The following is a 13,981-nucleotide window of genomic DNA, read 5'->3' as shown; positions in this document are numbered from 1 at the left end:
GAATTGTTTAGATGACCAAACTGTTAATGGTAGATGATGATGCCCATATTCGAGAATTAGTAAAAGTATTTCTACAAAATGAAGGTCTAGAGGTTATTGAAGCGACGGACGGTGTCGATGCACTGTCCAAGTTAACCTATGAAAAGGTAGATATGGTTATCATGGATATCATGATGCCAAACATGGATGGGTGGGCTTTATGTGAGGAAATTCGTTCATATAATACTGATCTCCCTATTCTCATGCTTACTGCTAAAGGAGAAACTGCTCAAAAGGTCAAGGGTTTCCATTTAGGGACAGATGATTATTTGGTAAAACCTTTTGAACCTGCCGAGCTAATTGTGCGTGTAAAATCGATATTAAAACGATATCGTATTGCGCTCTCTCAAGTAGTAGAAGCTGGCAATGTTAAACTCGATCGACATACACATGAAGTTGATCTGAACGGAGAAATCATTGTCCTTCGTTTAAAGGAATTCGAACTATTATTTACATTAGCGAGCTATGTGGGCAAAACATTTTCTCGCGAACAATTGATTGAAGAAATTTGGGGCTATGATTATGAAGGAGACGAACGCACAGTAGACGTCCATATTAAAAGAATACGTGAGCGTTTTCCTCAGGAGATTAGTGGCTTTGCCATCCGTACTATTCGAGGTCTTGGCTACCGCTTGGAACTAGCATTATGAGAAAACGAAAATTCTTTGTTAGAATTCTATTTGTTCTATTCCTCTTTCTCATTACAAATACTCTATTTGCTTTTATTTCTTATCATGCAACAGGATGGTTATATGGTCAGTTAGGTACAGAACCCCATGATTTTTGGCAACAATTAGGCACTGTCCTTGGCGTTTTTGTACTCTTTGCCTGTTCGGCCGCTATTATCTTCTTAATTGGGCTCAATCGACAACGGAATTACTGGGACGCTATTGTTGAAGCATTAAGACAAATGGCAAAAGGGGATTTTAATATCCAATTAGATGTAAAAGGCAATGAGGAGGACCAATTTGGCCAATTAATCCATGGCATTAATCATATGGCTCTTGAATTAGGTGAGCTTGAAAGGATGCGACAAGAATTTATTTCAAACGTCTCCCATGAGATCCAATCACCTTTAACGTCTATTAATGGCTTTGCGAAGGCTCTAAAGAACATTCATCTGCCTGAAAAAAAGCGTCAACATTACTTAGAAATTATTGAATTGGAAAGTAATCGGTTATCAAAGATTAGTGATAATTTGCTGAAGCTGACTTCCTTAGAATCTCAGCATCATCCATTTGAAACGACAACCTATCGACTGGATAAACAATTGCGGAATGTCATACTGGCTCTTGAACCAAATTGGATAGCTAAACACCTGGACTTCGATGTCCAACTGGACAATATAACTATTACAGCAGATGAAGATTTATTGAATCAAGTTTGGATGAATTTGCTAACGAATAGCATTAAATTCACATCCGACAGAGGTACAATCACGTTAACTATGACGCAGCATCTCGATACCGTTACCATCATTGTGCAAGATACTGGTATTGGGCTATCGGAAGAGCAGCAAATGCATATATTTGAACGATTTTATAAGGCCGACCAATCACGGACTGCCACAAATGGAGGAAGTGGTCTAGGTTTAGCCATCGTCAAAAAAATTATTGATATGCACAACGGTACTATTGCCGTCGAAAGCAAGCTTGGAGAATTTACAGCCTTCTCGATTACATTGACCATCGATACTACAGAAACTCGTGCAAACGTCTAAGGATGTCTGCACGAGTTTTTTTATTAGTATGCAACCTTTCTAAAATACTGATAAACTTTGTTCAGCTTTCGCTGTTGCTGCCCTTTTTTACTTTCCATGTTTCCAAACTCAAAAAACTTCACTTTCTTCATTCCTACATAACTAAATAACGCTCTTTTCATCAAAATTTTATGAGCATTATTCAGCCATAGCAGTGGGTATTTGGTTGGCCCCTTCATTGTGGACACACAAACAACCGACTTTCCTTTTAAGAGTCCTTCTGGAAATAATCCCTTTGTATCCCGATACGCAAAATTCGATGCAAACAATTGATCAATATAGCCTAACAGCATAGCAGGCGGTCTCCCCCACCATATTGGATAAACAAATACAATTTGATCTGCCCAGGTCAGCTGTTGACGGTACTTTTCCAGTTGCGGATCACGATACATATCCCGACGTCGTTTATGCTCATGGAAAATTAAACGAGGATCGAATTCTTCTTCATATAAATCTAGTAACTGTATCTCATCAATGGCAGGATTCTCTTGACACCCCTTCATTACTTCCTGTAAAAATGCATAATTTAAGCTCTTATGGTTTGGATATGTATAGACAATTAACGTTTTCATACTACGCCTCCATTACTTATCATTTGATAACTAAATAATAATTGATTTGTTTTTTGTTGTCAAATGATAATTGTTTTAAGATAAGTTATTTGTTATCTTGACAATAAGAGGTGATCCAATTGGATAAAAGCAGTTTATTTCATCAATTCGTAACGTTTACAGCCAATGTCCACCAAGTGACACACGAGCTGACACAAAACGTGACCGTTGCCAATATAACACCGCTTCAATATAAAATTCTTGAATATATTAAAGTAAGTCAGCCCGTCACGCCTACCGAAATAAGCGAATGTCAGCATATGTCCTTACCCAACACAAGTCGTGAATTGCGAAAATTACAAGACCAAAACCTCATTGAAAAATGGAACGACACGGAGGACCGCAGAAAGCAGTATATTCGCTTGTCTATGGAGGGAGATAAAATGATGGAGGAGGCCTTTGCATGCATCGAGGAACGCTTTCTACAGCTTATTCAACATGCGACACAGGATGATATAAAAGATATTCAACATGCCCTATTTATCCTTGAACAAAAGGTCTTTCAACAAAAAAATTAACATGTGCTGCTTCAATGGTTCCGATTTATCAGCCATTGAAGCAGCACTAGTTTTCAAAACAATTGTCATTATTTTAATGCCGCTCCTCCCTTGCTCAAAACAATTCAAATTAAGCAAGACTCTACCATTCATACCATCCATTGAGTGATTAATAATCGATCCTTATATCCTTACATATTTATCATGATTTCGTAACCCATTAGCTTTTTCTTTAATAGAATAAAGGTGTATAGAAGGAGGAGACTCAAGTGGACGTAGGAGTATTTGATAGGAAGTGGATTGAGGAACATTTGGACACACTTCCCATTTGGCAACAGTCTGCCTACACAGATTTTGCCGCCACAATTGCCGATGAAGAAAATACCTTTCCGTGTGTACCTGCAAGAATGGGGTTTTTATCGAACCATTTGCGCTATAGTTTTATCGGAGATCCACGGAAGGAGCCATCCATTCATGAGCTAGCACAATGTTTAAAGGAATTCGCAAAATCCTCCCAAACTTTTGGTAAATATACGACACTCACTGTTTTCTTTCATAGCCCTCAGGATATGCTCGCTCAATATAAAGTTGAGGATTATCAGCAATTATTTTGGACCATTCTTAACCAATTAACTAAAATCGACGATCTCGATTGGCCTGAAGAAATACCAACTGACCCTGCCCACAATGAATGGGAGTTTTGTTTTAACGGTGAGCCTTATTTTATCTCCTGTGCAACACCCGCACACAAATTGCGCAGGAGTCGCCATTTTTCTACTTTGCTCATGGCCATTCAACCACGCTGGATTTTTGAAGAAATAAACGACTCTACTGCATTTGGACGTAAATTAAAGAAGCTCATCCGTCAGCGCATTGCCAATTATGATGCACTCCCAGGGCATCCGGATTTAAAATGGTACGGACAAGAAGATAGTTATGAATGGAAGCAATATTTTTTAAGTGATGATAATCAAAGTCCGTCCAAATGCCCGTTCTTACGGAGGCTACAAAACTAACGTGCATTAGGCTTCCTTATGACTTTGCCTTTTCACAACAATCCAGGTTGCAATGCCTATGAGGACAATAAAGAGCAGGCTCACGAAAAAACCGAGTCTGCTTGTTTTTTCTCCTAACGTACCAGATACCGTAACAGCAATGAGCAGCATTCCCAACCCATTTTTCACATGCTCCCACTTAGATAACTCCATCAGCTTCATATATGTCACTAAAATAAACAGCCAATTATAGATCAACATTAAACCCGCTGCTGTCATCAAATATTCAAAGATTTTTTCTGGCATGAGAAAGCCAATAACAATGGTTATGACTAAGCCACAAGTTAAAAAAATAAAGGCAGGAATAGGCACTTTCCTTTTCCCTTTCTTCGCTAATATTTTGGGTGCATCGTGATCCTCTGCAAGTGTAATAAGAATGGTAATCACCGCATAGAGTGAAGCGACCATTGTTGAAAATCCAGCAATGATTAAAACACCATTAAAAATATCCGCCACAAAGGGAATGTGATAACCTTGAAGAGCTGTAATAAAGGGACTCTCATCAATCGTAAAGTCTTTCCAAGAGACAAGCGCTAACGCAAGGGCAATCGCCATTAAAAAAATGATGGTAATAACAACTAACATTATTCTTCCTGCTTTTGGTGCTTCTTTTGGGTTTTTTAAATCAATGACCATTAACCCCATTACTTCAATGCCTCCATAGGCGTAAAAGGCATACAATAGCCCAAGCCAAATTCCTTTTATACCTTGTGAGAAAAACTGTTCATAATTTGCATAGAGTGAATCCAAAGTTGATGCTTGTGAGCCTTTCAGGAGGATTACAACAGCTACGATAATAAACATCACAATTGCTGCCGCCTTTAATGCCCCAAAGATGTTTTGGAAGTTTTCAAAACCCTTCATGCCTGTGAGAATCACGACTAGCCCTATAGCAGCATAGATAGAGGCCGCAACCCATAATGGCAATGACGGAAACCAAAACTTCGTAAAAATACCGAGTGCCATGAGCTGACTCCCCATAATTAGAATCTCAGAGATTAAATAGACCCAACCATTACTAAATCCTGCCCACCTCCCAAATGCTTGTTTAGCATAAGTACGAAATGAGCCTTTATCAGGATTTTCAACAGACATTTTAACAAGTGCATCATAAACAATATACGTACAAATGGCCGCTAATAAAAAAGGAATTAACACAGCCGGTCCACTTTTATGAATGGCCATACTTGTCCCAAGAAAGAAACCCGTTCCTAATGTACAGCCAATACCGAGAAGCGAAAGTTGCCACCAAGACAACCTGCCCTTACTTGTATTTGATGTCATGTAATCAACCCTTCACTACTTTCTTACTAAAGGCAATGTCATGCATCGAATGCCTCCCCCACCTTTTTCAAGCTCTGTGACGTCCACTTCCAGTAATTTCTTTTTACTTAATAATGGATGCTTTAATAACTCCTGTTTAGATGCCTGCTTACTGATTACTAACGTTTCTGGATCAAGATTAATCAAGTTAATGTCCGGAATGGTTTTATAAGTTTCGAGCCAGTAAACATCAAAGCCATGCCGCTTTAAAAATGATGCTGGCATATCAAAATGACTGCCTTGAGCTGTGAACACCTGTACAGGAAAATAACGCACAAAGCTTTTAGCAATCAGTAAGTTATGATGTACAACATTACAATTCATATCTAAATGAAGCGTATCATTGCCCTTCGGTAAATCAATGACCGCAATTTCTGAAAATCCTTGTTGAAAGAAGCGCTCCTTCAAGCTTTCAACAGCCTCTATTGAAGTTCTCATCCCTAGATTCATGAGGACTGCATCCTTATTTAATAGCATCACATCCCCACACTCAAGTGATTGAGAAGGCTGTGCTTTACTAATAAATTGTTCAGAAAACCACTTGGCTAAAATAGCATGAGCATGTGGATACTCTGGGCGCCTTAACGAGCTGCCTGCATTCCCAGGTAAAAGCTGCTGGCCCACAACACATGCTAGATCGCGCACAAAATAACGATTAATAAGCTGCTCACTTAACAGCTGCTGATCATTTGATAATTCTTCGGCATAATCGATCACTCTTACCCCAGCGTTTTCAAGCGTTGTCTTCAATGCCAGAAAATTTTCCATAGCTTTATGATGGTTGACAGGCTCACTCCACCCAACCTGCTCGGCTATTTTCGAATCTGTTACATCAACTTTCGAAGGTGCACAAAGCATGACCACCTTTAGTTCCTCATGCTCCGACCAACAATTTACTCGAAATGAGTCCATCCTTATTCTCCCCTTCTGCTTGTCGTTCTCTGCTAGCGTTACCATTGAAAGGAGAATTATACAATACGATCAGTCACAGACAATTCTATGATTTGAATCGTCGTTTCATTGAACCATATGTAGCTCAAATAAAATTTAGAGAGAACGGCAAAGGCTCTCTCTCATTACGTAAAATATTCTAATTTTGCATGTGGAAAGAACTTTTTCATATAGCCATATAAATGTTCCTTAATATCTTCTTCCTCTTCTTTTTGATAAATGTATTTACCTATTCCATATTTCCCCCATTTATACCTTCTCACGGTTTCGTCAAGTTCCAGCTTTGTCATCGGATAGTTTTTTTCAATCACACGTTTAGCTGGCTTCGTAAAACGATGCTGGATAAATTCAAATGTAATATCTTCACGCACATCCTTTGGCAATTCAGCATCTAATCGCTCAAACATTTGGTAATAGCCCTCCTGCCACCCATCATGTAGATAGATGGGGGCGACAATGAAACCGAGCGGATAGCCAGCCCTTGCCACCTTACCAGCCGCCTCAATTCTTTTTGCTAATGGAGAAGTTCCTGGCTCAAAATGTTTAATAACATAATCCGCATTGACGCTAAAACGGAATCTTGTCTTACCATTATGTTTAGCATCCAATAGGTGATCCACATGATGGAACTTCGTCACAAATCGTAATTGACCTAACTCACTTTGTCCAAAATGCTCAATAGCACGTTTCAATGTATGTGTGAGATGGTCAATCCCTACAATATCGGACGTACAGGATGCCTCAAAACGTGTGATGTCAGGAGCTCGTTCAGCCATATAATGATCAGCCTGCTCCAATATTTCATCCACATTGACATAAGTACGAATATAAGGTTTGCTCCCCATCGTTGTTTGTAAATAACAATAATGGCAATGGCCCATACAGCCAGTAGCAAATGGAATGGCATATTCAGCGGAGGGCTTGGATGTATCAAACTTTAACGTTTTCCGAATGCCTACTACCAAAGTAGATTTCGCTACTCGATACTTTTGAAAATCATTGTCTCCAGGGAGATTTCTTACTTGATTATGCGAAGTGGTATAACGTATTTCGATCCCCATCTGCTCAAACTTTTCTTTTAACTCCTGACCTAACGGATAATGGAGCGCATCAGGCTCAAAATAGACGAGCTGAGGGATAAACGGTTTATTCATCGTAATCCTCCCTCATTGAAAATACTGATGGTAGGCTTGCTCAGCCGCCATTTCGCTTGAAAAAATTAACATGTCTTGCGTTATCGGGTAATAGGTTTCAAATAGAAATACGGCTAGCTCTTCTGGTTGCTCTGGATGATAAACAACCGCGGCTTCCTGTATATTCGCTACATCCTGAATATGAGGATTCCGATAAAAAATATAAACGATATCTCCGACATTATATGGTTGTTGCATCTTTTCACCTTCCTCTGTCTTTCTGTTAGTGTGGTGAAATGGTTAGAGAAATATGTCATAAAAAATTTTTTATGTAATATACATAAATTTATGTGACCCTATCTTCAAATCTAGGAAAATAGGATAATACAGAATTTTTTAACTATTTGGTATAATCAAGAAAAGGAGGAAGATATATGATCAAACAATCCATTATTGAAAATGTCCTTGAAGCAGCGCTAGCAACTGGTGGGGATTTTTCAGAAATTTTTATAGAGGATAAATATGTCAATGACTTTGTCTTACAAAGCGGCAAGATTGAACAAAGTATTGGTGGACGAGATTTCGGAATTGGCATCCGTATTTTTTCAGGACTCCAAAGCATTTATACGTATACCAATGATTTTTCTGAGGAAGGTTTACTTGCAGCGGCAGAGCGTGCAGCCTTAGCCATCAAAGGCGGTGAATCGGGTACCATTCACCCTCTTCATAAAGAGATCATCACTCCTATTCATCAAATTCTCCGCATGCCTCAAACAGTGGAGCACGCAAGAAAAACAGCTGTCATGCGACAAGCAGATTCTATTGCCAGACAATACGATCCCCGAATTCACCAGGTAAAAGTTCGATATCTAGATGAACAACAAAATGTACTGATTGCAAATTCAGAGGGTAAATTTGTTGAGGATACGCGTGTTCACAGTAGACTTAGTATGCAAGCGACAGCTACAGAAGGTACTGAAGTACAAACGGGCTTCTATGGCCCAGGTGCACATGCAGGCTTTGAATTTATTGAAAAGCTAGACCTAAACCATTATGCAGGTGAAGCTGCACGTATCGCGGTCACAATGCTTCATGCAGATGAATGTCCAAGTGGTAAATTCCCTGTCATTATTGATAATGAATTTGGTGGTGTCATTTTCCATGAGGCTTGTGGGCATGGCTTAGAAGCAACTGCTGTTGCCAAAAATAATTCCGTGTTCGCCAACCGTATCGGTGAAAGAGTCGCTCCTGAAATTGTTACATATATTGATGATGGTACACTTCCGAACGAGTGGGGCTCATTAAATATTGATGACGAGGGAGAAAAAACTAGGAAGAACATTTTAATTGAAAATGGTATTTTAAAGGGATACTTAATTGATAAATTTAATGCTCGCCGTATGGGTGCACAGCCAACAGGCTCTTCTCGTCGACAATCCTATCGATTTAACCCTACATCACGTATGACAAATACGTATATCGCCCCAGGCACATCTACGCCAGCCGATATTATCGCATCGACAGAGTATGGTATTTACGCAAAGTATATGGGAGGTGGACAGGTTTCCCCTTCTACTGGTGATTATAATTTTGCGGTAATGGAGGCCTATATCGTCAAAGACGGAAAAATCGAACGCCCTGTACGTGGCGCAACACTCATTGGAAATGGCGCAAAAACATTGCAGCTCGTTGATCGAGTGGGTAATAATCTCGCTCATGGAGCAGGTATGTGTGGCTCTCTAAGTGGGAGTCTTCCTGTCAATGTAGGTCAGCCAATGATTCGCGTAAGTGAAATAACAGTTGGTGGAACGAAGGGGGAATAATGGATGAACATTGCTAAATACCAGGAAAAACTATTAGATAAGGCGCGAGAAGCTGGTTTTATAGAAGCTGAGGTTTATTACGAACAAAATAAATCGATCCGATGCATGCTCTACAAGGGCGAGATTGATAGCTATGAAACGTCTGAGGACGGAGGTCTAAGTCTACGAGGACTTTATAACGGAAAAATGGGCTATTCCTATACGGAAAAGCTAGACGATGATTCAATTCCCTTTTTAATTAATAGCGCAAAAGCAAACGCAAACATACTTGATGAGGATGAAGGCATAGCTATTTTTGATGGCAGCTCTGAATACCCATCTTATGAATATTACAATGAAGAATTAGAGACTATCGGAATTCCAGAAAAAATAGAGCTTCTTCGTTCCATCGAGGAAAAGATTCGTGCATACGATTCACGCATTATTGCTCTTGATTATTGTTTCCTGCAAGAATATACAGCTGAACGCTCATTAGTGAATAGCAAAAATCTTGCCTTAACACATAAGGAGAACGGCTTCGTGATTTTCCTCTCCACAGTTGTAAAAGAAGGTGAAGAAATGAAAACAGGCCATTATTTGAAAATGACACGTGATTTTCATTCTCTGCAGGCTGATGCTATTGCAAAGGAAGCAGCTGAGGAAGCTCTTGCAAATTTAGGTGAAAAGTCGATTCCGGGTGGAAAATATCCAATCATTCTTCGCTCTGATGCATCAGCCTCATTATTAGAAACGTTTATGCCGATACTGTCAGCTGAAAATGCACAAAAAGATCAATCTCTACTAAAAGGAAAAGTCGGGCAAAAAGTGGCATCAGGAGCCGTTACATTGCTGAGTACTCCATTCCATCCCGCCGCATTGTCTGGAGCAAGCTTTGATGGTGAGGGTGTTGCAACAAAAGAGCAGGAAATTATTTTAGAAGGTACACTCCAAACACTTCTGCATAATAGAAAAACGGCTAAAAAAGATAACTGTGAAACAACCGGGCATGCCCATAAAGATTCCTACAAGGGAGCCTTAACGATTGCGCCCCAAATTTTATATATTTCATCTGGTGAGAAAACGCTAGACAGGTTAATTCACTCAGTTAGTAATGGTGTATTTATTACTCAATTGTCTGGTCTTCACTCTGGTACGAATACGGTTACAGGTGATTTTTCAGTTGCTGCAAAAGGATTTCATATTGAAAACGGTAAAATTGCCTCCCCTGTTAAGCAAATGACAATAGCTGGTAATTTTTTCGAGTTCCTACATGATATCAAAGAAACCAGCTCTGAGCTTTACTTCCTGCCAAAAGGATATGGCTCCTCATCTTTACTTGTAAAGGAACTATCAGTAACAGTGGAATAAAACCGAAAAGTAAGCCATTCTAATTTTCTCGGCAATTCTTTTATCTATAGTCACCAACCTCTGATTCTGTGGAACTGACTATGGGTAAGAGAGTTGCCTTCTTTGTTTTAGAAAGTCAATGTAATCCTCTATTTTAGCTGATCCTCCTACCTCTTCCCACCTTGAAATTCTCTTACTGCTTATATGATAAATAAACCAGGAAATACTGTGAGACAGCCAATAATGGTTAAATTTTCTTTTATAGGTAAAATGGTGAAACTTTTAACCCTTTGATACGTTAAATTAGTTGTCATGCTGCGTCAGTCATATGGCATGAAGAAGGGTGGAATTTATGAAAAAAATATGGACTTTATTTTTTGCAGCAATGCTTATTGTACCGCTATTGCTGCAGCCGGCAACCGCACAAGCGGCAAAAGCCATCACAATTACTGTGGACGGGGTTCAATTGAAGACCGATCAGCCGCCAGCGATGATTCAAGGGCGTGTTATGCTGCCACTTCGAGCAATCTTTGAGGCATTGGGTGCCAATGTAAATTGGGATTCAAGGAGTCAAACAGTAACAGGGATTAAAGGAGATACAACAGTAGTTCTCAAGATGAAATCGAAGACAGCTACTATTAATGGCCAGACAGTTTCGCTTGATGTACCTGCCCAAATATTAAGAGGCAGAACAATGGTACCTGTCCGCTTCGTTAGTGAAGCGCTTGGTCAGGATGTTGACTGGAACTCAAGAAAGCAGACCGTAACGATTAAATCTGACACTCCAAGCAATATCAGTATTTCTCCTCCGAGTAATGTGTCCGCTCGAGATGTCAATGATCAGGGAGATGGGCGTGACATGGAGGTTAGCTTTTCTAGATCGTCTACAGAATCATACGTCGATCATTATCGGGTTATGGTTTTGAAGGCTTCAAAAAGCTTCAATTTGGCATCTGCCTTGAAAGTCTCTCCTTCTAATTATTCAGTGGTATCTACTTCAAGTTCAAACCTTGCTGTCACATTATCGCAGAATTCAAGAGATGTGGACGGAGACTATATTAGAAATGATCAGCCATATGTGGTTCGTATACTTGCTGTTGGGAAAGGTTCTTATTCTAGCGTTTTATCGAGTTCTTCTCCAAAGATTACCTTAACCAATTTGTCTTCAGTAACAGAGGTAACAAGTGTGAAGATTAGCGATATTAACGATTTTGGTGATGGACGCGATGTCTCTGTTAGCTTCACTCGTCCGCAAAATGATAACAATATTGCCAATTATCGTGTGTTTATCGTAAAGACCAAGGATGCTAGCAATTTTAATCTCACTACTGCCAATAGTCTATCAAGCAGCTACTATACAACAGTGAATAAATCGGGAAGTAACAGCAGTATTTTGACAGGAACATTGTCTTCCACAGCACGTGATACTTCTGGTGATCTCATTAAAAATAACGTACCTTATACAGCGGTCGTTCTGTCTGTAAGTAATTCGAATTCAGTAGGAAACAAGCTGTCGTCTGGCTCATCATCAGTAACACTAGGCCAAAATACAATGTCTACTCCGGTTATTACACAAGTGAATGATGTGAATGACTTTGGGGATGGACGCGACCTGAGTGTTAGCTTCAATAAAGTGTCCGATGAATCTACTATCGGCGCTTACCGAATTTTTGTTGTAAGAGCTAGTAACTATTCGGACTTTACATTGTCGAAGGCGAATAGTTTAGGTAACACTTATTACACACAAGTGAACAAGACAGGCTACAATATTACACAGGTGCTTTCTTCTGGAGCAAGAGATACTGACGGGTATGCCATTCAGAATGGAGTTAGCTATCGTGTATTCGTTATGGCCGTAACCAATAACTCTGCGAATAACGTGTTGTCTCCTGTCTCCAATCCGATTTCGCTATTTAGCAGCAATTTGGGTGCAGTAACGAATCTCAATGTTAGCGATATAAGTGATTATGGTAACGGGCGTGACCTCTTTGTTTCTTTCAATAAAGCTGTAGACGAGTCAAAAATTAGTCATTATCGGATTTTAGTTGTACCAACATCAAATTACACTAATTTTAGTCTAACGGAAGCAAATAATGTTTCTAGCAACAATTACACGACTGTCTACACATCTGGAAAATCCACGTATGAGCAGGCGTTAGCTGAAAATGCTCGAGATGTGCGCGGAAATGCAATTAAAGAAGGCACTAGCTACCAAATTTATGTTTTAACTGTAGTGAATGGAAGCTCCGTTGGAAACAATGCACTATCTGTGCCGACATCTACAATGACGCTAACTAAGAACTTTAATGTGCAAGCTGTAACCAATCTGAATGTTGCAGATATAGATGACAATGGAGATGGCCGTGATGTGCAAGTAACATTTACGAAGCCTTTTGAAGAATCAAATGTCAATCATTATCGAATTCTAATCGTACCGACAGCCTACTACAGTAGCTTTAATCTTTCACAAGCCAATAGTAGTACTTATTACATCACAGAAAACAAAGGTGGGAATATTGCTACAACTAGAACGTTGGATGGGATTAGGGATGTGCGTGGTAATTATGTTACAGAAGGAACTAGCTATCGCGTCTATGTACTGACTGTATCCAATGGAAATACTCCAAATACCTATGCCCTGTCCTCTGCTTCGCCTGTGATTACACTTAGTAAGAGTAAAGGGGTTCAGGCGGTAAGTAATATTACTGTAAGCGATATCGGTGATTATGGAGATGGTCGAGATTTACAAATATCGTTCACGAAGCCTTCTGATGAATCAAATATAGCTAGTTACCGCATTCTTGTCGTACCTGCATCAAAAGCAAATGGCTTTGATGTGAACGCAGCTAGTAAAGTCACTAATTATACAGATATAAATAAAGGCCAATATAGTATGAGTTTGGGAACTGGGAGTAGAGATACAGATGGAAGACTTATCACAAATGGTGAAGAATATCGTGTGTATATCTTGTCCGTAGGTAATGGAAATTCCAAGGCAATATATAACTTATCCAACCCTTCTTCTTCTATTACTTTAGTGGAGCGTTTAGCACCTGTAACGATAGAGAAAGTGCAATTGAGTGTTCAAGGGGACAAAAATAAGTATTCCGATATTACAGTTAGCTTCGATGTCAAAAACGGACAAAATGTAACGGAATATAGAGTGTTTATGTTACCTAAAAATGAAGCAGATAGTTTCAAAGAAAGTGATGCCATGAACAATACTAATAGTACAAGAATTTATCAGAATGGTCTCTCCAATGTGAGTCAAAGTCTAAACATAGATTCGGATGCATTTGGTAAACCACTCACGACTTCCACAGAATATGTGGCTAAGGTTTTAGCTGTAGTAAAAGGAAATTATATACTATCAAATACGTCCATTAATTCAGTGCTGCTTCTGGCAAAGCCTGATAATACTAATGGTGAGACGTCAAAAGAAGCTCCAGTTAACCAATAAACAA

General features: G+C 39.4%; 12 protein-coding genes. 7 read left to right on the top strand and 5 right to left on the bottom strand.

What is annotated here, in order from left to right:
* The first annotated feature begins 11 nt into the window (after positions 1-11).
* A complete protein-coding gene (locus B3D94_RS15405) occupies positions 12-689 on the top strand; it encodes a response regulator transcription factor (RefSeq protein WP_069480737.1) in 678 nt (225 codons plus the stop codon).
* Entirely contained in the window at positions 686-1,759 is a 1,074-nt protein-coding gene (locus tag B3D94_RS15400) for a sensor histidine kinase (protein ID WP_291758173.1), read from the top strand. The genes B3D94_RS15405 and B3D94_RS15400 overlap by 4 nt, the downstream gene beginning before the upstream one ends.
* A 23-nt stretch (positions 1,760-1,782) precedes the next feature.
* Here B3D94_RS15400 and B3D94_RS15395 read toward each other — a convergent pair whose 3' ends face one another.
* Complete coding sequence (locus B3D94_RS15395; protein WP_069480735.1) at positions 1,783-2,370, bottom strand: NAD(P)H-dependent oxidoreductase; 588 nt, start codon at positions 2,368-2,370, stop codon at positions 1,783-1,785.
* A 119-nt stretch (positions 2,371-2,489) separates the two neighbouring features.
* Here B3D94_RS15395 and B3D94_RS15390 point away from each other — a divergent pair, with 119 nt between their 5' ends.
* Together B3D94_RS15390 and B3D94_RS15385 are read left to right on the top strand one after the other, a co-directional pair.
* Positions 2,490-2,927 carry a MarR family winged helix-turn-helix transcriptional regulator gene (locus tag B3D94_RS15390; protein WP_069480734.1) on the top strand — a complete coding sequence of 146 codons (438 nt, stop codon included), beginning with the start codon at positions 2,490-2,492 and terminating at the stop codon, positions 2,925-2,927.
* A 248-nt stretch (positions 2,928-3,175) separates the two neighbouring features.
* Positions 3,176-3,922 (top strand): YqcI/YcgG family protein, encoded by a 747-nt coding sequence (locus B3D94_RS15385; RefSeq protein ID WP_069480733.1) that lies wholly within the window; start codon positions 3,176-3,178, stop codon positions 3,920-3,922.
* A gap of 6 nt (positions 3,923-3,928) precedes the next feature.
* Here B3D94_RS15385 and B3D94_RS15380 read toward each other — a convergent pair whose 3' ends face one another.
* From B3D94_RS15380 to B3D94_RS15365, 4 genes are all read right to left on the bottom strand, one after another.
* The gene (locus B3D94_RS15380) at positions 3,929-5,245 is read right to left on the bottom strand and encodes an amino acid permease (RefSeq protein ID WP_069480732.1); all 1,317 of its coding nucleotides are present in this window, start codon (positions 5,243-5,245) and stop codon (positions 3,929-3,931) included.
* Between the two features lie 15 nt (positions 5,246-5,260).
* A complete protein-coding gene (locus B3D94_RS15375) occupies positions 5,261-6,196 on the bottom strand; it encodes an arginine deiminase family protein (RefSeq protein ID WP_291758169.1) in 936 nt (311 codons plus the stop codon).
* 164 nt (positions 6,197-6,360) lie between these two features.
* Entirely contained in the window at positions 6,361-7,389 is a 1,029-nt protein-coding gene (gene splB / locus B3D94_RS15370; protein WP_069480730.1) for a spore photoproduct lyase, read from the bottom strand.
* 12 nt (positions 7,390-7,401) lie between these two features.
* On the bottom strand, positions 7,402-7,626 hold the full coding sequence (locus B3D94_RS15365; RefSeq protein ID WP_069480729.1) for a transcriptional regulator SplA domain-containing protein: 225 nt from the start codon (positions 7,624-7,626) through the stop codon (positions 7,402-7,404).
* 176 nt (positions 7,627-7,802) lie between these two features.
* On the opposite strand from B3D94_RS15365, the gene B3D94_RS15360 reads away from it, so the two are divergent.
* The 3 genes from B3D94_RS15360 to B3D94_RS15350 all read left to right on the top strand — a co-directional run bounded on the left by B3D94_RS15360 (position 7,803) and on the right by B3D94_RS15350 (position 13,977).
* Entirely contained in the window at positions 7,803-9,191 is a 1,389-nt protein-coding gene (locus B3D94_RS15360) for a TldD/PmbA family protein (protein WP_291758166.1), read from the top strand.
* A 3-nt stretch (positions 9,192-9,194) separates the two neighbouring features.
* A complete protein-coding gene (locus B3D94_RS15355; protein WP_069480727.1) occupies positions 9,195-10,538 on the top strand; it encodes a TldD/PmbA family protein in 1,344 nt (447 codons plus the stop codon).
* Between the two features lie 331 nt (positions 10,539-10,869).
* Entirely contained in the window at positions 10,870-13,977 is a 3,108-nt protein-coding gene (locus B3D94_RS15350; protein WP_291758164.1) for a copper amine oxidase N-terminal domain-containing protein, read from the top strand.
* Positions 13,978-13,981 lie beyond the last annotated feature (4 nt).

The organism is Lysinibacillus sp. UBA5990 (assembly GCF_002429815.1).
Taxonomy (GTDB): Bacteria; Bacillota; Bacilli; order Bacillales_A; family Planococcaceae; genus Lysinibacillus; species Lysinibacillus fusiformis.
This window is presented reverse-complemented; position numbering and strand designations above follow the sequence as displayed.